This window comes from Micromonospora olivasterospora, from assembly GCF_007830265.1.
Classification (GTDB): domain Bacteria; phylum Actinomycetota; class Actinomycetes; order Mycobacteriales; family Micromonosporaceae; genus Micromonospora; species Micromonospora olivasterospora.
Genome location: NZ_VLKE01000001.1, coordinates 3,113,099 through 3,131,743, shown reverse-complemented (window position 1 = coordinate 3,131,743; position 18,645 = coordinate 3,113,099). Strand labels below are relative to the sequence as shown.

General features: G+C 71.2%; 25 protein-coding genes. 12 read left to right on the top strand and 13 right to left on the bottom strand.

Features of this window, described 5'->3' with window-relative positions:
* The first annotated feature begins 15 nt into the window (after positions 1–15).
* The gene (locus JD77_RS14365) at positions 16–594 is read left to right on the top strand and encodes an LURP-one-related family protein (protein WP_145774845.1); all 579 of its coding nucleotides are present in this window, start codon (positions 16–18) and stop codon (positions 592–594) included.
* 191 nt (positions 595–785) lie between these two features.
* On the opposite strand, the gene JD77_RS14360 is transcribed toward JD77_RS14365, so the two are convergent.
* A complete protein-coding gene (locus JD77_RS14360) occupies positions 786–1,328 on the bottom strand; it encodes a hypothetical protein (RefSeq protein ID WP_145774844.1) in 543 nt (180 codons plus the stop codon).
* A gap of 230 nt (positions 1,329–1,558) precedes the next feature.
* Here JD77_RS14360 and JD77_RS14355 point away from each other — a divergent pair, with 230 nt between their 5' ends.
* A complete protein-coding gene (locus JD77_RS14355; protein ID WP_145774843.1) occupies positions 1,559–1,984 on the top strand; it encodes a YbaB/EbfC family nucleoid-associated protein in 426 nt (141 codons plus the stop codon).
* Between the two features lie 90 nt (positions 1,985–2,074).
* Here the strand turns inward: JD77_RS14355 and JD77_RS14350 are convergent, their stop codons facing one another.
* The 9 genes from JD77_RS14350 to ssd form a co-directional block, all read right to left on the bottom strand.
* Positions 2,075–2,788 carry a hypothetical protein gene (locus JD77_RS14350; RefSeq protein WP_145774842.1) on the bottom strand — a complete coding sequence of 238 codons (714 nt, stop codon included), beginning with the start codon at positions 2,786–2,788 and terminating at the stop codon, positions 2,075–2,077.
* A gap of 16 nt (positions 2,789–2,804) precedes the next feature.
* Complete coding sequence (locus JD77_RS14345; RefSeq protein ID WP_145774841.1) at positions 2,805–3,116, bottom strand: hypothetical protein; 312 nt, start codon at positions 3,114–3,116, stop codon at positions 2,805–2,807.
* Positions 3,117–3,209: 93 nt separating this feature from the next.
* Positions 3,210–3,650: an Rv3654c family TadE-like protein gene (locus JD77_RS14340; RefSeq protein ID WP_145774840.1), complete on the bottom strand. Its 441-nt coding sequence runs from the start codon at positions 3,648–3,650 to the stop codon at positions 3,210–3,212.
* Positions 3,647–4,015 (bottom strand): TadE family type IV pilus minor pilin, encoded by a 369-nt coding sequence (locus tag JD77_RS14335; RefSeq protein WP_145774839.1) that lies wholly within the window; start codon positions 4,013–4,015, stop codon positions 3,647–3,649. The genes JD77_RS14340 and JD77_RS14335 overlap by 4 nt, the downstream gene beginning before the upstream one ends.
* The gene (locus JD77_RS14330) at positions 4,012–4,179 is read right to left on the bottom strand and encodes a DUF4244 domain-containing protein (RefSeq protein WP_013283643.1); all 168 of its coding nucleotides are present in this window, start codon (positions 4,177–4,179) and stop codon (positions 4,012–4,014) included. The genes JD77_RS14335 and JD77_RS14330 overlap by 4 nt, the downstream gene beginning before the upstream one ends.
* A gap of 22 nt (positions 4,180–4,201) precedes the next feature.
* Positions 4,202–4,939: a type II secretion system F family protein gene (locus JD77_RS14325; protein ID WP_145774838.1), complete on the bottom strand. Its 738-nt coding sequence runs from the start codon at positions 4,937–4,939 to the stop codon at positions 4,202–4,204.
* Complete coding sequence (locus tag JD77_RS35155) at positions 4,939–6,081, bottom strand: hypothetical protein (RefSeq protein WP_342799649.1); 1,143 nt, start codon at positions 6,079–6,081, stop codon at positions 4,939–4,941. The genes JD77_RS14325 and JD77_RS35155 overlap by 1 nt, the downstream gene beginning before the upstream one ends.
* Positions 6,078–7,355, bottom strand: coding sequence for a TadA family conjugal transfer-associated ATPase (locus tag JD77_RS14315; RefSeq protein ID WP_246141284.1), 1,278 nt, complete (start codon positions 7,353–7,355; stop codon positions 6,078–6,080). The genes JD77_RS35155 and JD77_RS14315 overlap by 4 nt, the downstream gene beginning before the upstream one ends.
* Entirely contained in the window at positions 7,355–8,410 is a 1,056-nt protein-coding gene (gene ssd / locus JD77_RS14310; protein WP_211372807.1) for a septum site-determining protein Ssd, read from the bottom strand. Before ssd ends, JD77_RS14315 begins: the two co-directional genes overlap by 1 nt.
* A gap of 504 nt (positions 8,411–8,914) precedes the next feature.
* Between ssd and JD77_RS14305 the strand changes: the two genes are divergently transcribed.
* From JD77_RS14305 to JD77_RS14295, 4 genes are all read left to right on the top strand, one after another.
* Positions 8,915–9,643, top strand: coding sequence for a hypothetical protein (locus tag JD77_RS14305; protein WP_246140661.1), 729 nt, complete (start codon positions 8,915–8,917; stop codon positions 9,641–9,643).
* Between the two features lie 293 nt (positions 9,644–9,936).
* Positions 9,937–10,137, top strand: a complete 201-nt coding sequence (locus JD77_RS32085) for a hypothetical protein (RefSeq protein WP_170286310.1) — start codon at positions 9,937–9,939, stop codon at positions 10,135–10,137.
* Positions 10,134–10,538 (top strand): type II toxin-antitoxin system VapC family toxin, encoded by a 405-nt coding sequence (locus tag JD77_RS14300; RefSeq protein ID WP_145774836.1) that lies wholly within the window; start codon positions 10,134–10,136, stop codon positions 10,536–10,538. Before JD77_RS32085 ends, JD77_RS14300 begins: the two co-directional genes overlap by 4 nt.
* Positions 10,539–10,650: 112 nt before the next feature.
* Positions 10,651–10,983, top strand: coding sequence for a hypothetical protein (locus tag JD77_RS14295; protein WP_145774835.1), 333 nt, complete (start codon positions 10,651–10,653; stop codon positions 10,981–10,983).
* Positions 10,984–11,258: 275 nt separating this feature from the next.
* On the opposite strand, the gene JD77_RS14290 is transcribed toward JD77_RS14295, so the two are convergent.
* Entirely contained in the window at positions 11,259–11,468 is a 210-nt protein-coding gene (locus tag JD77_RS14290) for a hypothetical protein (RefSeq protein WP_145774834.1), read from the bottom strand.
* Positions 11,469–11,962: 494 nt separating this feature from the next.
* Here JD77_RS14290 and JD77_RS14285 point away from each other — a divergent pair, with 494 nt between their 5' ends.
* Positions 11,963–12,178, top strand: a complete 216-nt coding sequence (locus tag JD77_RS14285) for a hypothetical protein (RefSeq protein ID WP_145774833.1) — start codon at positions 11,963–11,965, stop codon at positions 12,176–12,178.
* Positions 12,179–12,736: 558 nt separating this feature from the next.
* Entirely contained in the window at positions 12,737–13,429 is a 693-nt protein-coding gene (locus tag JD77_RS14280) for a hypothetical protein (protein WP_145774832.1), read from the top strand.
* 633 nt (positions 13,430–14,062) lie between these two features.
* Here JD77_RS14280 and JD77_RS14275 read toward each other — a convergent pair.
* Positions 14,063–14,545, bottom strand: coding sequence for an NUDIX domain-containing protein (locus JD77_RS14275; protein WP_246140660.1), 483 nt, complete (start codon positions 14,543–14,545; stop codon positions 14,063–14,065).
* A gap of 19 nt (positions 14,546–14,564) precedes the next feature.
* Positions 14,565–15,788, bottom strand: a complete 1,224-nt coding sequence (locus JD77_RS14270) for a helix-turn-helix domain-containing protein (protein WP_211372561.1) — start codon at positions 15,786–15,788, stop codon at positions 14,565–14,567.
* Positions 15,789–15,924: 136 nt separating this feature from the next.
* On the opposite strand from JD77_RS14270, the gene JD77_RS14265 reads away from it, so the two are divergent.
* The 4 genes from JD77_RS14265 to JD77_RS14250 all read left to right on the top strand — a co-directional run bounded on the left by JD77_RS14265 (position 15,925) and on the right by JD77_RS14250 (position 18,577).
* Entirely contained in the window at positions 15,925–16,245 is a 321-nt protein-coding gene (locus tag JD77_RS14265; protein ID WP_145774831.1) for a hypothetical protein, read from the top strand.
* Positions 16,246–16,532: 287 nt separating this feature from the next.
* Positions 16,533–17,417 carry a hypothetical protein gene (locus JD77_RS14260; RefSeq protein ID WP_145774830.1) on the top strand — a complete coding sequence of 295 codons (885 nt, stop codon included), beginning with the start codon at positions 16,533–16,535 and terminating at the stop codon, positions 17,415–17,417.
* Positions 17,418–17,501: 84 nt separating this feature from the next.
* Positions 17,502–18,371, top strand: a complete 870-nt coding sequence (locus JD77_RS14255; protein ID WP_145774829.1) for an FtsK/SpoIIIE domain-containing protein — start codon at positions 17,502–17,504, stop codon at positions 18,369–18,371.
* Positions 18,368–18,577 (top strand): hypothetical protein, encoded by a 210-nt coding sequence (locus JD77_RS14250; RefSeq protein WP_145774828.1) that lies wholly within the window; start codon positions 18,368–18,370, stop codon positions 18,575–18,577. The genes JD77_RS14255 and JD77_RS14250 overlap by 4 nt, the downstream gene beginning before the upstream one ends.
* Positions 18,578–18,645: the final 68 nt, after the last annotated feature.

Here is an 18,645-nt window from a genome sequence, read left to right as displayed (position 1 = left end):
CCGAAGGAGTTCCCCATGCAGCTCGACAGCCTGCAGCACCTGCGGCAGTTCCACATCCGGCAGCGGATCCGGATGATGGTCAACCAGTACGAGGTCCACTCCGTCGCCCCCGACGGGTCGGAAGGTGAGCTGCTGGCGTTCGCGCAGCAGAAGCGGCTCGCCTTCAAGGAGCAGGTGACCATCTACACGGACGACAGCAAGCAGCACCCGCTGCTGGGCTTCAAGGCCCGTCAGCGGCTCGACCTCGGCGCCACGTACGACGTCACCGACCACGCCGGCAACGCGATCGGGCTGTTCCGCAAGGACTTCGCCCAGTCGCTGCTCCGCTCCACCTGGCACGTCGAGCAGGCCGGGCTGCCCCAGATCACCGGGCAGGAGCGGAGCCTGCCGGTGGCGCTGCTGCGCCGGTTCGTCGACTCGCTGTCCTGGCTGCCGTACCACTTCGACTTCACCGCCGGCGGCCAGCCGGTGTTCTCCGTGGTGAAGAAGTGGGGCCTGCGCGACCGGTACGTCGTCGAGGTGCAGAACCCGCAGATCGACCGGCGACTGGTGATCGCCATGGCGATCGGCCTGGACGCGCTCCAGAGCCGCTGACGCGGCCACCGCCCGGCCGACCGGCGAGCCGGCCGCGCTCCCGGGGCGGTACCGCGGTTGCGGCCACCGGCCTCCGTGCCGCCTCGCCGTGCCTTCTCCCGCCGCCCGCCTTCGTTCCTGCGGTTCTCGCGCCACGCGCTGTCGAATCGACCGGCGGCCGGGATGTGTCCCGCAGCCCGTTCCGGTTCCCGTTATCGGGGAGCCGTCTCCCGCCAGCGACCGGTCTGGGCGGCCACCCGGTCACCCTCGGCGGCGTCCCGGACGCCGCCGAGCCAAAGCCAGGCGGGGTCGTCCGGCACCGAACCGTCCTCGACGATGCGCGCGACGGCGGGCAGCCCGGTCGGTTCGGTGAACGAGCGCAGGCGCGCGGCGACGACCCCGCCCCGGCCGGAACTCGCCGGAAAGACCCGGATGTCGGCGACGTCGGACCACGGCAGCAGCCGGCCCGCCTCGTTGGCGTGCCGCAGGACGATCCCGTGTGGACAGAGCCGGGTGGCGTAGCCGGCCGACCATCGGCCCTTCGGAGCACCCTCGGGCCGCCTCGGCCGCCGCCCCTGGGCGAGCCGACCACGCACGATGCCGACGACCAGCGCGAGCGCCACAGGCACCACGCAGATGACGACGAGGCCGGCGGTGAGCCGCACCATCTCCGCCCTGTCGAGTTGCTTCGAGAAGCCCCACAGGGTCCACACCCAGAAGGCCGCCACGATGACCACCGGAATCAGCAGTTTCACCAGCCAGCGGCCCAATCCAGGCTCGCGGTACTCGCGGAGTCTGATCGACCCGTCACACTCGTGCATGTCCCACCTCCGGTCCGACGCCGACGGTAGCCGATCGCCGCGCGGCGGTGGGCGCCCGCAGCGGTGCGGTGCCTCGACGGTGGAGCCGACCGGTAGATTGGCGCGGAATCGAAGGCGGGCGGTCCGGGTCGATCGCCCGAACCCGACGGGGGTACCCCTTGTACATGGACAACAGCCAGGAACTCGACCGCGCGTTGCGGATGTCGCAGGAACTCCAGCGTAAGGCCGAAGCGTTCCAGTCCCGGCTCTCCGAGGTCACGGGCCAGGGCTCCGACGACAGCGGCTTGGTGCAGGTGTCGGTCGGCCTCAGCGGGGGCCTCTCCGACGTGTACGTCGACCCGCGGGCGATGCGTCTCGCCTCGCAGGACCTGGCGGACGCGTTCAAACACGCGCACCAGGCGGCGACGCAGGACATGCAGAACCGGTTGATGGAAGCCCAGCGTGAGGCGTTCGGTGACGACCTGCTCAGCGGGATGCTGGACGGAAGCCGCTCGCCCGACGAGTTGCTCGGGGACATGCGGCGGACCACCGAGGCGGGCCTCGACGCCTCGCTGGACGAGATCGAGCGGCTGCGCCGCCGGCTCAGCTGACCCGCCCGGGCCGCCCCGCCGGGCCATGCGCTGGTGGCGCGGCGCCGGGGCCGCTCCGCCCCGGCGCCCCTCCCGTCACCCGCTGCCCTGCTACTTGTTTGCCTCCTCGTAGGTGACCGGGTCCGTCTTCTGCGGCGAGATGAACTTGTTCGGCGGGGCCCACTCGATCTTGACCTGCTCGAGCTTTGCGGTCCGGTCGTCGATGTTGAGCAGCGCCGGCCCGCTCAGCGCCCCGACCACCGCGGCGCCCGCGAAGGCGCCGAAGGCCGCGCCCACCGCCGCCAACTTCGTCACCCACAGGTCGAGTACGGTCACCAGCCCGTTGACGATGGACTCCGCGACACCCCGCAGGGCAGGCCCGGCCGGTGTGAACTGCGCCGCGAGAACCATGATGGCGAGCGCCAGCGTCAGGGTGGCCACCACCGCCGCGTACGCCCAGAACAGCGTGTAGGCCCCGGCGACGGCGAACATACCGCCACCGACCAGGCCGGCGCTGCTCTGGACGTTCGCCAGTTCCTTGCCGATCTCCTTGAGCTTCTTCTCCAGGGCGTCGAAGTCGTCGGCCGTCCAGCCCTCCTTCGCCTTGTCCATGGCGTCGTCCAGTTTGGCCTGGATCTCCGCCAGCTCGGTACCGACCTCGGTCGACCAGGTGGCGCCCGCTCTCCACATCGCGGGCACGTCGGCGACCGCAACCGCGAGCACGAGGGAGAGCCGAAGGCCGCCCACGAGCGTCAGCGATGCCGCCCGCGCCTCGGCGAGGGCAAACGTCGCGGCGGAGGTCGCCGCGGAAATGGGTGCCGTCATCTGTCTTCCCCGTTCGTCACTTGTCGCCGTAGCGGACGATGTTGTGGTCCTCGGCGTCCTGCCAGGCCGGCGCGATCTTCGTACGCAGCGTCCCGGCGACCTCCGACATCGTCTCGGAGTACTTGTCGAGGAACTGCTGGAAGTCGTCGATCAGCCCGTTGTAGGCGAATTGAAGAGGGATCCCCACCAGCCCGAACCCGGGGAAACCGTCGATCCGGGTCGTCTCGATCTTCTGCTTCGCCAAGGTGACCTGGCTCTTGACGTCATTGTCCAGATCGCCGGCCAGACCGGTGATCGCCTCCGACGTCACATGTCGCTGGATGCCCACGCGCTGCAAACCTTTCCGTCGATCGGCTGTCCGTGCCTCGGCTGAGCCTATCGACCGGGCTGTTCGGACAGGGGGCGCATCCTGACCTGACGCTCAGCCGCGCGGCGGGCCCGCCCGGGCGGCGGCGGTGGCGACCCGCCGCAGGCCCGGCAACGGGTCGACCGTCACCTCCACTGTCACGACCACGTCGAGCCCGTCCAGCCGGCAGCTGGTAAGCCGGCCACGGTTGGCGCGGGCCAGTTCGTCCGCCGTTTCACAGGCCGATCCGTCGCCGCCGAGCGCCTGACCCGCCCCGGCGAGGGCGGCGAAGTCGGCACCGACGCGCGCCTGGTGGCGGGCGACCCTGGCTGCCCCCACGGCCGCCCCGAAGGTGCCGACCAGCACGAGTACCAGCCCGACGGCGAGCAGACAGACCGTCGCACCGCCCCGGTCACCGCCTCGTTCGGCCCCGCGGTCCCGACTCGGCCACGAGCCGCGACCGCCCCCCGCCGTCGAGGGGGCCAGCGACGGGACCGGACAGGGCGTGACCGTCACGGCCGCGCCTCCGGCGCGCCGGGTTCGACCGCGGCGACCGTGGTGGCGGCCACGCTGATCCGGGGTAGCCGGGCACCGAGGGCGCGGACGGGCGCCCGCACGGTGGCGGTGACCCGGTCACCGCCGACGGAAACCGTGACGAGGGCACCCGGGGGCGCGATCCGGGAGCCCGCCGCCCCGCCCGCCTCGCCCCGGGAGGCGGCGAGCGCCGCCTCCCGGGCCGCGTCGAGGCAGGCCGCCTTCGTGGTGACCGCGTTCACCGCGGTGAGACCGGCCAGCAGGAGCAGGAGCAACGCCGGCAGGCCGGCCGCCAGCTCGGCGGTGAACGAACCCCGGTCGCGGCCGGCCGGCCGGCGCGGGGTCACTTCAACGCCCGGTCGATGACCGCGGTCAACGCGGACTGCACGTTCCCCGAGGTCAGCACCTTGAGCAGGATGCCGGCGAACGCGACGGCGGCGAGCGTGCCGACGGCGTACTCCGCCGTGTTCATCCCGGCGTCGCCGCGCAGGCGGGTGAGGAGTTTGCGCATCTCGTTCCCTTCTCGATGGTCGTCACAGCACGTCGCCGAGGACGGCGACGATCACCGGCACCAGGCCGGCGAGAATGAAGGCCGGCAGGAAGCAGAGCCCCAGCGGCAGCACGATGAGCACACCCGCGCGGCGGGCCGCCGCCTCCGCGGCGGTGGACCGGTCGGCGCGCAGGTCGTCGGCGAGCCGGGTCAGGGCGCCGGCCAGCGCGGCACCGCTGTCGGCGGAGCGGACGGCGGCGCCGGCCAGCCGGTCGGCACCCGGCACCGACCCCAGGTGCGCCCAGGCCTCCTCCGGGCCGCCCCCGAGCAGCAGGGTCCGGCCGATCCGACCGAGACGCTCGGCCAGCGGACCGCCCAGCGCCTCTGCCACCGCCAGCACGGAGCGGTCCACCGGCGCGCCGGCCCGCATCGCGGACGCCAGCAGATCGGCGGCGAGCGGCAGGTCAGCGGCCTCCCGGAGCCGGCGTTCCCGGACTGCCCGCGGCTCGATCCGGCGCAGACCCCGGTCCGCCGCGACCGCGACGAGCGCGCCGCCGAGGACGCCGCGCCAGCCGCCCGCCACCACCAGGACGGCGATCCCGGCGAGCCCGGAGCCGAGGCGTACCCGGTCGGGCCACCACGCCGGCCGCTGCCGCCCGGCCGAGCCGCCCCGCCGCCGCAGCGCGCGCAGCCGGCGGGTGGCGCCGGCCCGCGCGCCGGTCGACAGGGTGAGCGCCGCCGCAGCGAGCAGGCAGCAGGCGACCAACACCTGGCGGGACATCAGTCGCTCCCGCCCGGCGTCGCGCCGAGCCGTTCCGCCCAGAACAGCCCGGCGATCTGCAGGACCACGGCCGCGACGGCGCAGGCTGCGCCGACGGGGGTGTGCAGCAGCACCGCCACCGGGTCGACGCCGACGCCGTACCCGAGGGCGATGCCGCCCAGCGGCAGGGCGGCGAGCAGCCACGCGGTCGCCCGGGCGCCGGCCGCCTGCGCGGCCGCCGCCGCCAGCCCCCGGTCGGCGGCCCTGGCGTCGGCCTCGATCCGCTCCACCAGGTCGGCCAGGGGTGCGCCGGTCCGGTCGGCGAGCCGGACGGCGGCCCGGGCCAGCCGACCGAGCCGCTCGACGCCGGACTGCGCGCCCTGGTGGACGGCCCCATCGACCGTGGCGGCGGCGGTCAGTACCGGCACACCGGCGCGCAGATCCGCGGCGAGAGCGCAGAGCTGATCGAGGCTGCGCCGCCGGGCGAGTCGGGTTAGGCGGGTGTCACGTCGCCGGACGAGCGCCCGGGCACCCAGCGCACCGTACGCGCCGACCACCACGGCGGCGACCGGCCCGCCCAGGAGGCCGCCGGAGGCCGCGCCCAGCACACCGGCGAGCAGCAGCGCGCCCCGCGGCGACACCACCGACCGGCCCGGCAGTCGCAGCCAGCGCCAGCCGACCCCGGCGCCGTCACCTCCGCCCCGCGCGCCGCCCGGAGCGGAAGCGGACGGGTCCACGTCGCCCGGTGCCGCCACGCCGGGCCGCTCCAGGACGGCGCCGGGACGGCGTGGATCACGACGGCCGGGTGGACCAGGTTGCCTGCCGAAGCCCGGCTGGCCTGCGTCCGGGCGCGACCGCGCGTGGCCGCTGGCGTGCGTCGCGACGTGGGGGTCCGCCCCGAGCCCGAACCGTCGTTCCCCGCGGCCTTCCTCGCGGGCGCCGTCTTCGCCGCGGGCATCGGTGACGGCCTCGCTCGACCCGCCGGCCCAGGCGAACGCCCGTCCGGCGCCGTCGGCGGCGGACCCCGCACCCGCCGGGAGCGGGCCGTCGCGCCGCGGCCCGAGGACCGCCCGCCGTCGGGCCCGGCTACTGCGCAGCGGCCATGCCACGGCCGCCGCCGCGGCGGCGAGGAACACCGCCACCAGAAAGCCCGTCGCGCTCACCGGGGAACTCCGTGCCGCGGGGCGGGTCGCGCCGCGGTCTCCCGGCCCGGAGCGGGTTGCTGCGGCGCCTCGGGGCGGCCGCGCTCGGGGTACGTCTCGGACAGGACCGGCGGTACGGGGACGTCCCGCTCGCGCAGCAGCGTGCCGAGGGCCCGCGCGGCGGGACCCGGGCCCTGGCCGCGTATCCAGGCGGGTACGACCGAGACCAGGCGGTCCGGGCCGTGCGGGAGCAGCAGGCAGACCGACTCCAGCACCCGGCCGCGGGCGCCCCGCCGGACCTGCAGCAGCACCTGCAACGCCGCGGCGACCTGGGCGTGCAGCGCCGGCCGGGGCAGCCCGCCCAGCATTCCGAGCGCCTCCAGCCGGGCCGGCACGTCCGCGGGGGCGTTGGCGTGCAGCGTCCCGGCCCCGCCGTCGTGGCCGGTGTTCAGCGCGGCGAGCAGGTCGACCACCTCGGCACCCCGGCACTCCCCGACCACCAGGCGGTCCGGACGCATCCGCAGGGCCTGCCGGACCAGGTCGCTGAGCCCGACCGCCCCGGAACCCTCCACGTTGGAGGTGCGGGCCTGTAGCCCGACCACGTGCGGGTGCACGGGGCGCAGCTCGGCGGCGTCCTCGACCAGGACGATCCGCTCCGTCACCGGAACCAGCCCCAGCAGGGTGTTCAGCAGAGTCGTCTTGCCCGAGCCGGTGCCACCCACGACCAGGTACGCCAGCCGGGCGGCCACCACGGCAGCCAGCAGCGGGGCCACCGGCCGCGGCACGGTGCCCTGCCGCACGAGGTCGTCGAGCGTGAACGGGCGCTGCCGGAAGGTGCGCAGGGACAGGTACGGACCGTCGGTCGCCACCGGAGGCAGCACCGCGTGCAGCCGGGTGCCGTCGGGCAGCCGGGCGTCCGCGTACGGGGAGCCGTCGTCGAGGCGGCGGCCCGCCCCGGCGGCGAGGCGCTGGGCCAGGCGACGTACGTCGTCGACGGAGCCGACCGGCACCGCGACCTGGTGCAGGCCCTGCCCCCGGTCCACCCACACCCGGGTGCCGTTGACGAGAACGTCGGTCACCTGCGGATCGGCGAGCAGGGGTGCCAGCGGACCCGCGCCGACCAGGTCGTCGTGCACCCGGCCGGCGATCCGCAGCAGGGCGGTGTCCCCGAGGACGGCCGCGGCGGGCTCGGCGCGTACGGCGGAGACCACGGCTGCCGGGGTCACGGGGGTGGCCGCGGCGGCGAAGCGTTCGCGTACCCGGCTGGAGAGCTGCCCGCCGTCTGCGTGGCCGATCACGCCGCACCCGTCACGGGCAGGCCGGTCAGCTCGCCGACGATGCGCTGGCAGAGGGCGGCCAGCGGGCCGCGCCCGTCGGCGGTCGGCGCCTCGCCGCGTTCGAGCCCGCGGCACAGTCCCGGCTCGGGACGCAGGGTGCCGGCCAGCGGCAGGCCGAGGGCGCGGGCCACCTCGACGGCCTTGAGGCGACCCGGGGCAGGGCCCCGCACGATGACGGAGAGCTGCGTGCAGTGCGGCGCCGCCGCGGCCACCACCCGGGCCGCAGCCGCGGTGGCCCGCAGCTCGGCCGGCACCACGACGTACGCCTGGTCGGCGGCCTGCAACGCGAGCACGGCCGGGTCGTCGAGCTGGCGGGGCACGTCGACCACCACGAAGTCCCGCCCCCGCCGGGCCGCCTCCAGGGTGGCCGCCATCGCCGGGGCGGGCAGGGTGAGCAGGTCGCCCCGGTCCCAGGAAAGGACCACCAGGTCACCACGGCTGGGCAGGGCCCTGACCAGCGCCGGTGGGTCGACCCGCCCGTCGGCGTCGGTAAGCGCCGGCCAGCGCAGCCCCTCCAACTGCTCCCACCCGAGCACCAGGTCCAGCCCACCGCCGAGCGGGTCGGCATCGACGAGGAGCGTGCGCAGGCGGGCCCGGGCGGCGGTCACCGCCAGCCCTCCGGCGAGGACGCTGGCCCCCGCGCCGCCCCTGCCGCCGAGCACGGCGACCACGCGCGCCGTTCCCTCGCCGGCCCCGCCGGGCGCGCACTCGGCGAACCGGTCCACCAGCCACGGCTCGGCGGCGGGCAGGGTGGCCACATGCTCCGCGCCGATCAGCTCGGCGATCTCCCAGCCAGGATCTAGCTGCCCGGTGCGGCCGACCAGGACCATCCGCGGCCGGCGGGGCAGCCGCGCCCGCAGGCACGCCTGGGCCTGGTCGCTGCCCAGCAGCACCAGCGGTGCCGGGGCCCAGCGGGACCGGGCGGCGGCCGGGTCCGGCGCCAACTCGGCCTCGGTACCGCCCGCGGCGGCGAGCCGGAGCAGGTCGTCGAGCAGATCGTCGTCCGAGGTCACCAGCAGGGGAAGCCGCCGGTGCGGTGGGACGGAGGTACGGGGTGGCATCGCGGCCTCCAACAGTCGGGCTCGGGGTGCTGCCGGAGAGCGTGCGCCGATTCGCCCGGCGTCCGCCGCCCGTCCACGCTTGCCTGTGGACAACGGGGCGCCCTGTGGACAACGCCCGAAACTCCTGTCGATCTGCTATGCGGGCCCGTAGAACATCGGCCCCGAGCTGCGGCGGCAGTCGTGCGGATTCGAGGCGCGGTTCACCTCCGCCCGGCCATCTCGGCGTCAGTCATACCGCTGCCGGGTCGCAGGCAGACCTTGCAGCGGTATGCGGATCGGAATCATGCTGAAGTACGGCTGTCCCCTGATTCAGGAGCTCATGGGTGCACGTCAGCATGGCGACCAGCGCCGGTAGGGCCGGCCAGCCGAACGAGGACTTCGTCGGCGCTGTACCCGGCGCCGTCGTGCTGCTGGACGGCGCCGGTATCCCGGGAACCGAGTCGATCTGCTCCCACGGTGTCGCCTGGGTACACGCGCCGCCTCGGCGGCGCGCTGCTCGGCCGGCTGTCGCGCGGCGACGGGCGAGACCTCGCGGCGATCCTCGCCGCCACGATTGACGAGACAGCCGACGAGCACCGGGGCACCTGCGACATCACGCACCCCGCCAGCCCGCAGGCAACTGTGGCGATTGTTCGCGCCCACCGGGACCGCCTGGACTATTTCCTGCTCGCGGACTCCTTCCTCGTCCTCGACCAGGTCCGCGGTGGCCCGCAGGTCAGCACCGACGAGCGTGAGGTCACCGCAAGGCGCGTCTGCTCGGCGCCCCTGGACGGCGTTCCCACGGGATCGCCGGAGTACGACCGCATCCGGGAGTCCTGCGTCGAGGCGCTGCGGGCTCGCCGGAACCGGCTACTGGATCGCAAGGACGATCCGCGCGCGGCGGAGGAAGCGGTAACCGGCAGCCGGCCCATTCATGACCTGGCGAGCGTCACGCTGCTCAGCAACGGCGCCCGCCGCATCGTCAGCCCGTACGGCCTCACCGACTGGCCCGGCGTACTGGAGTTGCTCGGTGCCGGCGGGCCGGCCGACATCATCCGCCGCGTCCGGGATGCCGAGGCCCTCGTTGCCGGAGGCCCCGATGCCCGGCTTCCTGACGACGCCACGGTTGCCCACTGCACCCACCTGCCGCGCTCGGAGGCCGGCGAACTGTCACGGCCGGCAGCCAGCCGCCGAGATCCGCTGTGACCTGCGGCGGAGCGTTCAGCAGGCAAAGGGACGACCCCCGTCGGGGGGGGGGGGGAAGTGAGCTGACGTAGCGGCGAGTGTGATCAAGTGCCGTACCGCGTGGTCAGGTGCATGGGTCGTGCTGTCGAACATGATCGAGTGGGACCACGCGGTACGGCGTTCGCTGACGATCCGCTGACTCCCGTCCAACGGGCTGCGCGCGCCGGAAACGGCCGGAGGCACTCACGACGTGCGCCGTCATGACGCCGGAGGTGCGAGAATAGACGATGATTTCGAGACGCAGGAGGTGAGCTGTGACGTCGAGTAGCGCTGAGCAGATGCCCGAGTGGCCGACCGCTGAGCACGTACCGGCTGAGGAGCTGGCGCGTCGTCAGGGCATCCGGCCAGTCACCTCCGTCGACGACCTGGCCCGGCCGGACCTGTTCGAGTCGGACGAGGAACTGGATGACTTCCTCGCCGACCTTTACGCCTCCCGGCGGGCTGGCGCCGCGTGAGCCTGGTCGTCCTGGACACCGACGTAGCGTCGGCGATCCTCCGGGGGCGGCTGCATGACCGTCTCCGTGCCCGCCTGGCCGGTAAGACCCTCTGCATCACCTTCGTGACGCTCGGGGAGCTGACCAAGTGGGCCGCGCTGCGGAGCTGGGGGCCACGCAAGCTGGCTGATCTCGCCCAGTGGCGGTCCGGGGTCGTGTTGCTGCCCTTCGACGAGGCGGTGGCGACAACCTGGGGGCAACTCCAGGCACGGGCGCAGCATCGCGGGCGGCCCCGGCCGACGAATGACTCCTGGATTGCGGCGTGCTGCCTGGTCGACCGGCTACCGCTGGCGACGTTCAACGGCAAGGACTACGCCGACTTCGCCGAGTACGACGGCCTTCGCCTCTTCGACGTCTCCTAGCTTCCGGCCACCCTGGTCGCGGCTGTCCGGCGTCGTACGGTTCCGCCCCCGGCCCTCTGGCCGGGGCGGCTTCGCGTGGCGCCGGCATTCCGCGGCCTGGTTTCCGTACCCGGTGGCAAGCCGCGAAGCGGCGCGGCAGCCGATCGCCCCAACCTCGGCGGCGGCCAACCGCCCTCGCGATCGCCACGGCGCGCTGATCGGGTACAAGTCCCGACAGCACCGACACCGGATCTTCGGTACCGTCCGCCAGGTGAACCCTGCTTCGAGGCGCGCATCCAAGAATCGCACGCTCGGAAACGTGGTCCTTGTCGCCGGCCTCCTGGTCTCGGCCATCACGCTGTCGACCGACACCGGGGCCACAGAGCCGCACGTCCTCGCGGGCTTCCTCGTCGCCACGGGGATCGGGCTACGCATCGAGGCCGCGATCATCGAATCTCGGGCGTGACGATCCGAGCCGGCAAGTTGCCCGCCGCGCCGGCCGATGCCGGCCGGAGGCCGCCAGCAGGCCGAGCGCGGCGGGCGGGCCGCGCTTGCGCGGCCCCTTGATCCAGGAGAGAGCATTTCGGCAGTGCGACCCGTTCGGATCACAGACCCGTTCGTGTGCCGGTTCGTGCAGTTCCGCTGGAAGTAAGAGCCACCCTCCCGAACTCTCACGCGGTCGCCGGTGGCCTCTGATGACCTGCTGAAACGCCTTCCGCCGCTTTCCGGCGTCTTCTGCTGTCACTCGCGCTCATTGTGCCGGATCTGTTCCTGAACCCGTGGATTGCCGGCGAGGCGCTCGGCGGCGGCCCAGCAACAGCCCGATGTGACCGCGTCCTCGAACGACTGGCCATCGCCTGCGATGTCGTCGCTGTTGTCTTGGCGATGACGGGCGGCGAGGAGCCGGCCGGGCTGGCGCAGTTCCTCGCACTCATCCTGCGGTTTGCTCAACTTCGCTGGCAGGCGGACAGCAAGCCGTAGGGCCTCGGGAGGGGCGTCGCGACCAGCGGCGTCCCTCTCGCCAACTTCACTAGTAATAACCTCTACCAAGTACTTGTTGCACTCTACTTTCGCGTCGTGACACGCGCTACTAGCGCCGCCGGAATGAGGCAACACTGCTGGTCCGTGCTCAGGCGGTACTGCCGGCCCATACTCAGGCGGTTGTCCGACTGGGCAAACTGATGGTCGCCGTGCTGCGCTGTCAACTGCTCCTTGACGTCGGGCTCGGCGGCCCCTGACGGGTGCATGCGCGAGGAGGCCGTGGTGGGGGTGCGGCGCGCGCATCACGGGCAGGCCCCTGGCCTGCCGGCAACGCCGGCCCGAGGGGTCGCAGAGGCTCCGGGGTCAAGGGCGGCCCGCAGGGCCGTCGCACAGCGGCGCGAAGCGCCCTTGACCTTGGAGGGGCGGCCCCGCACACTGCGCGCCGCATCCCACCATGGCCGGCGGTGACTCGCCCCATGGCGCGGCGGCGCAACGGCCGCCGCGTGCGCCAGCTACTCACCGAGGCTGGGCGCCCGCTTCGCCGGTCCAACTTCAGGCGGCGGGTCTGGCTGGCCTCGCTGGTCGGCGCCGGGCTGCTCGGCCAGGTCGTCAACACCGGCCCGCACCGTTACCGCGCGGTCTGGCCCAATCGTGAGGACGAGGACGAGGAGGGCCTGTGACCTGCGGCGGAGCGTTCAGCAGGCAAAGGGACGACCCCCGTCGGGGGGATGCGGTCTGAACCTGTCGGTCGGCATCAACTGGTGGTGCTCGGCGCCGCTGAGCAGGTGACAAACGCCGTCGGTTCAGGTTCGGGGTCGACCTGTGTCGTCGCTCGTGCTGCTTTCTTGCTGCCTCACTGCCCGACCCCTCGCTTGTAAGCTCTGCGCGCTCCGTCCGGCCCCGTCTGCGCACGTCTCTGACGTCGGCCGCTGATCCGCAGCCCTCCGTCGCCGGCCCCCGACGTTAGGCCCTGTTGCTGTCACCGTTGCTGTCGACAGCAACAGGGCCACCCGCTGCTACAGTCCGCACCCATCCTCTTTTGTAGGACGTGGTTCCATAGACCGATGGACGAGTCAGTGCGCGCACATCCCGGAGCCCCGGCGGGGTTTCGGGTTCCCTGGTCTTGGCTTACCCTGTCCCTTCTCGTAGTGTCGGCAACAAGCCTCGGGACACTATCGGTCGTAGTTAGCATCAAGGATGTCGACTTACTTTCGACAGTCGCGCTAGCCTTAGCTGTATTGGCGTTCGTAGCACAGCTAATCGTCTCGCTTGCGCAAGCCCATGGCACATCGCAACAACTGACACAGACCGAACGCATTAATTCAGAAACACAAGCCACGCTAGCCGAGGTTCGATCGACCGCACACGCCCTCCTCACCAATCAATCCGACCAATTCAACAAGGTCCTTGCGGCAGCCCTTCGGTCGGCGACTGAGTCAGCGGTTCGCGAAGTCACTGAGAGTTCGGAAGATACGGGAGCTCTAGGGCAAGGGAATGACGAGCTACGCTCCGTTGATCCGGTAGAAGTGGCGGACCAGGTCGAGCGCAGGCTGCGGGATCTCCTTACTCAGCAGGCACCTACCTCGAACGTGGTAAGGCTGCAAACGATCCATCAGCTAGATTTCTCGGAACCCGTGGGACGAGAGGCGATAAAGACCTTTTATTCCTTGAGCCAGACCGCTTTACTTTACTTCCTAACGCTTACCTCAAGCACTCGATTCAGAAGAACTAATCACCTCCGCCCCGCCCCCAATCCGGCATTCGATGAACTACTGAAAGCGGGAATTTTTGAGGCCAGCACAGCTCGGGCGAACAGGGAATACAGTCTCACCGCAAAAGGGGAAGGGCTATTCATGCTTGTCAACTACTATCATGCAGGACAGAAATGGTTCGCTCGTGAACTTGCAGCACGCATAAGCCTACTGGGCTGAGCTAATCCAACCAGAAGGATTGATGCAAGCTGCCATCCCGTCTGCCGTCGACCCGCACTCTGTGGAGCGGGCCGCCGCCCGGCCCGCCACGTCAAGACGGCCTTGACGGCTCGTACGGACGCTGGCGGGTCGGGCGGTGGTCTGCTCGGCTCGCCCGGGTCGACGGTGGGCGGGATGGCTCCCCACCGCAACCACCCACGGACCGCAAGCCGCCGACGGACCCCCGGCCATCCTGGAGCCGGAGCGCCCCCGCCGGAGGCGCAGTAACCGCAACCCCGCCACCGGCCCGGAGCCGCCGGCGGACCCGGCGTGCGCTCCCCCACGCCGCGCGGTGCTGGCCGCGCGGCCCGGCCGGCTGCCGGCCCACCACCCCCACCGGGAAACGGCCTGTCGTCATGCGGCGGCCCACCGGGCTACCCGCCCTCCGCGCCAGCCGCCGGGCGTGTTGCGTGGCCGGAGTCGGAGCGTCAGCGGAGCGACGGGCACGCGCCCTGGCGGCGGCGCGTGCGGCCCGTTCAGGGCCGCCTTGAAGACGTACAGAAAGTTTGAACCACTTTTCGCCGGCAGTCGGCCGGATCGAACGTGCGTTCGATGAGTTACCTTATGGGTGCTGACAGGCGACGGATCGGTCTCTCAGCCGGTGAGGGGCAAGACGCCGTCTTCGAGGTAGGCGGTACGGGCCTGCTTCCGGGCCTGCATGCTCGCTCGTAGCCGTCGAGCGAGTCTGGGAATGGTCAGGCCATCAAGCTGGTGGTCTTCCACGAACGCACACTCTGCGATTTCCCCATCCCGAAAGGCGACGGCGGCGAGCTGGTCAGCCGTGAGCGTGCCGCCATCGAAGACGAAAAGCATCTTGTCGCCCTCGTCTGGCCTCGGAGCCCAGTCAACCGTCAAGAGAGCGCCGATCGCGACTCGCAGGCCCAGCTCCTCGTAGACCTCTCTGCCACAGGCCGACAGAGGGCTCTCGCCGTCCTCGACGTAGCCGCCCGGGATGTCCCAGTGTGACTTGTAGGTCGGCCGGACGAGCATCATCCGCTCTTGCTCATCAACGAACAGCGCGCCCGCCGCCACCTTGGGAGTAGCTTGCGGACGCGCGTTGCTGGCTTGGCTGGTCACATTCTCGGACTCTACGGATCTAGGCCGTCACGTGCACGCGCTGCGCCAGGCTGGCGAGTTGGTAGCTGGGCCGGCCTCGACCGCGGCGCATCCAGTTTTGGACGAGCTGCCTGCTGATCGCGTGGTGTCGGATCTGCTCGGGCGCCTTCTGCTCAGCAGCGAGCACTACCGCCATAGCCTCATCTGTCCTGTTCCACGCGCTGAGTGCTCGCGCTGTTTCGAGGGCGTGGCGTGCCTGCCGTTCGACAGGAAGGCCGGTCGTGTCGATGCGGGGGCCGAGGTCGATCGCAACTTGTACGTCGTCCAGGTCCATCGCAGTCGTCACACGGTGGATAGCCACGTTGGTTGGCCCGAATGCCGTCCAGAGGTGGTTCGCGTCGTGGCCGAGTCGCCGTGCGGTTTCGTCCGCCTCATTGAGGAACGATCGGACGGCGCTGCGGTCCTCGTCGCGTGCTGCGGCCACGGAACCGGCCAGGAACAACGTGCCGTAGACCGACAGGTACTCCGGCGTCGCCTCGCCCAAACCCGGCTGCATGTATGCCGCCGCGTCGGTGGTGAGCTGCTTCGCTTCACGGTATCGGCCTGTTGAGAGCAAGGTGTGGGTGACTGAGCGGAAGAGCGACCCCATGACGACCACATCGCCGCTTCGTTGGGCCGCTGTGAAGCCCCTCTCGGCGGCAATCCACGCGAGGTCCGCTTCCCCGAGCTTGGTAAGCAGGACGGCGGCGGCCTGGTAGGTGAGCGCCAGCAGTGCAAACGACTGCTCCTGGTCCTCACCCTCGTAAGTTTGGGTCGCGGCCTGTCCGGCGGCGAGCGCCTGCGGCAACCGCGCGACGACGTATCCGTACCGAGAGGCTTGGTACGCATCCCATACCTGGGTGACCTCACTACGCAGCTGGGCTACGTCAGGTGCCTCCGCGACGGGGCCCGGAATGAACGGTGAGAGCTGCCGGTAGTTAAGCAGGGCATCCCGCAGAGCGGAGACTGTTTTCGTCCCGCTGTCGGCGTTCCAATCGAGGAGGGTCGGCTCCCCAACGAGATCGCCGATGCTGACGTCCAACGCGCCAGCTACCGAGCGGATGACGGACAGCCGGTCGAGGTCAATCCGGTTGTTCTCAACCTTGCTCAACCAGTCGACAGTACGGCCGACGATGCCCGCCAGGACTTCCTGCGACATGCCCCGACGACGGCGGTACCACGCGATCCGCTCTCCGACCGTTAGATCCTGACCAATGCCTCGCATGGGTCCAGTGTCTCATGTCGAGGGCCTTCGACCCCCGGAAAAGTATTCCGGGTTTGACCCGCAACCTGGTCATACCTTGGATTCAGCACCGAGCAGTCGTCCATAGGGGACGCGCTCATGACCCTCGGAGGTATCCGTGAAGCTGTACGTGGACACCAAGGCGAAGCAGGTGACGGTGTCGAGGGACCCGGAGCCGAAGAACGACCAGAACGGCAATCAGCGGTCGGAGAAGGGAACGGGCCGGCTCATGTGGTCGACCCAGGTCTTCGTTCTCGACGAGACGGGCGGTGAGGTCATCACCATCACCACGGCGGGTGAGAAGCCGAGTGTGATGGTGGGGCAGCTCATCGAGGTCGAGCAGTTGGAGGCCATTCCGTGGGCGACCAACGGGCGTAACGGCGTCGCGTTCCGTGCGATCTCGCTGAAGCCGAAGGCTGGTACGTCGGCGGCCAAGTAAGTCCTTCGCACAGCGTGCTGTGTGAAGCCTGCGGTGTCCTCCGCGTAGCGGCCTGATGGTCCGCTGATCTGACGAAACGAAACGGTCCGGGAGTGGTTCCGACTCCTACGCTCCCAGTCCGGTCACCACCTGTGGTGGTGGCATCCCCGCAAGAGCTGGCGCGGGGTCGGTCCGACTCCTACATCTGCCGACCCCGTGCCCTCCAACTCATCCACCCTCACAAGGGAGGACTCGTCGTGTCCAAGTCTAGCCCCCGCCGCCCTTTCGGCGGCAGAAGCAACGGAACGGTGACGGTCATCGAGGCCCGCGTTCACCGTTCCTCGGCCCGGAACGCCCGGCTGGCGTTCATCCTCACGGCGGTCATCGTCGGCCTTCTGTCGGCCGTGGTGGCCGCTTCCTACATGCACCCGATCATCGCCCTGTTCGTCGGCGTCCTGATCGGCGTACCCGCCGGCGCGTTCGCCTGGGTGCTGGTGCGGATCTGGCCGGTGTTGCGGCTGCTGTGGTGGTGGCTTCCCGAAATCGTCATCACCACCGGGGCCATCACCTTCTGGGTGCAGGTCGCCGACCACACCTCGACCCCGGTCACCCTTGTCATCGTCGGCCTGGTTGTGGGCGTTCCGGCCGCTGTGCCGGTCACCCGCCGCGCCATCGTCGCCTGGACCTGGTGCCTCATCGTCAGGCATCGGCTGCGGACCTGTTTCCGGCAGTTCATCATCGCCAACCAGTCCGGCACCCTCCCGCTGATCCTGTGGGCCAAGCCCACCCCCGTGGGCGAGCGGGTCTGGGTCTACCTACGCCCCGGCCTGTCGTCGGGTGATCTGGAGGGCCGTCTCGACCGCATCGCGGTCGCCTGCCACGCCTCCACCGCCCTCGTCGAACGTGCCGCCGACGGCAACGCCGCGTACCTGCGGTTCGACATCAAGCGCCGTGAGGTGCTGACCGCCCAGGTCGGCTCCCCGCTGGTCGACGTCATCAACCCCGACACCCCGACAACCGAGCGACCGCCGGCCCCCGTGCCGACGGCTCTGGACCTGCCCGACGTCGACACCCCCACCATCACCCTTCCGACGCAGCCGAGGAAGCCGAAGCCGGCCGCTCCGTCGGCCAACGGCAGCAAGCCCGCGGCTGACACGTCGTCGGACGTCGACGACGTCTCCGACTGGATCTGAACCCACCCAGGGACGCGGGGAGCCGCTGTCGGCTCGTTCGTGTGGCTTTCCGCGCCCACCAACAGCCCAAGGAGGGCCACTCTCATGTCCACCACGACTGCTGCCCCGTCTGCCGGGGTTCCGGTGGGGCCTGGCCTGTCGATGTTCGACCCCCTGTTCGTCGGCATCGACGAGTTCGGCCAGCCCGTCTACATCACCCTTCCCTACCGCAACCTCCTCGCCGGCGGTGAACCCGGCGGAGGCAAGTCCGGCCTCCTCAACACCATCGCTGCCCACGCCGCTCTCTCCGTCGACTCCCGCCTCGTGCTGCTCGACGGCAAGCTCGTCGAGCTGGGGCAGTGGGAGGACTGCGCCGATGCGTTCATCGGCCCCGACATCACCGCCGCCCTCGATGTCCTCAAGCGGCTCCAACTAGTGATGAACAACCGCTACGCCTGGCTGCGCGCCCACGGGCGCCGCAAAGTGACCGCCCTCGACGGGCTCTCCGTCATCACCGTCCTGGTCGACGAGATCGCCTTCTACTCCGCCACCATCGGCACCAAGCAGGAACAAGAGGAGTTCGTCGCCCTCCTGCGCGACCTGGTCGCACGCGGGCGTGCCGCCGGCATCCCGGTGGTCGCCGCGACTCAGCGGCCGTCGTTCGACATCATCCCCACCAGCCTGCGGGACCTGTTCGGCTACCGGGCCGCGTTCCGCTGCACCACCCCCAACAGCTCGAACATCGTCCTCGGCCACGGCTGGGCCGAGCAGGGCTATTCGGCCACCGACATCCAGCCCACCAACCAAGGTGCCGCCTACCTCATTGCTGAGGGCGGCGTTCCTCGCCGCATCAAGGTGGCGTACCTGTCTGACGTCCAGATCGCCGGCATTGCCGACTACGCGGCCTGGGTCCGTCGCCCCACCCGCTTATCCGCCACGGCCGGTTCTCGGCTGGATTGGGGGATCGCGGCATGACCACCCGCGAACGCGCCCACGCCCGCGCGAACAACCGGCGGGCCGCCCAGTTCACCGAACTGTGGATCGCCGGCCCGGCCGAGGACCTGGCCGTGATGATCGACGCCGCCAACCGCACTGGCCGACTTGTCTTCGTCTCCGCGCCGACCCCGATGGGCGGCGACGACACCCGCCACCGCCGCTACCTGCGGCTACGGACCCGATAGCAGTCGACGGAACCGGCTCACGCCGTGGAAAGCAGACCGGTTCCGCCGACCTCCACCAACCGCCCTCG

Excerpts from the sequence above, each read along its gene's own strand:
- JD77_RS14330 (WP_013283643.1), bottom strand. The coding sequence starts at position 4,179 with ATGCGCAAACTCCTCACCCGCCTGCGCGGCGACGCCGGGATGAACACG.
- JD77_RS14350 (WP_145774842.1), bottom strand. The coding sequence starts at position 2,788 with ATGACGGCACCCATTTCCGCGGCGACCTCCGCCGCGACGTTTGCCCTC.
- JD77_RS14355 (WP_145774843.1), top strand. The coding sequence starts at position 1,559 with ATGGACAACAGCCAGGAACTCGACCGCGCGTTGCGGATGTCGCAGGAA.
- JD77_RS14255 (WP_145774829.1), top strand. The coding sequence starts at position 17,502 with ATGTCCACCACGACTGCTGCCCCGTCTGCCGGGGTTCCGGTGGGGCCT.
- JD77_RS14250 (WP_145774828.1), top strand. The coding sequence starts at position 18,368 with ATGACCACCCGCGAACGCGCCCACGCCCGCGCGAACAACCGGCGGGCC.
- JD77_RS14365 (WP_145774845.1), top strand. The coding sequence starts at position 16 with ATGCAGCTCGACAGCCTGCAGCACCTGCGGCAGTTCCACATCCGGCAG.
- JD77_RS14270 (WP_211372561.1), bottom strand. The coding sequence starts at position 15,788 with ATGCGAGGCATTGGTCAGGATCTAACGGTCGGAGAGCGGATCGCGTGG.
- JD77_RS14325 (WP_145774838.1), bottom strand. The coding sequence starts at position 4,939 with ATGTCCCGCCAGGTGTTGGTCGCCTGCTGCCTGCTCGCTGCGGCGGCG.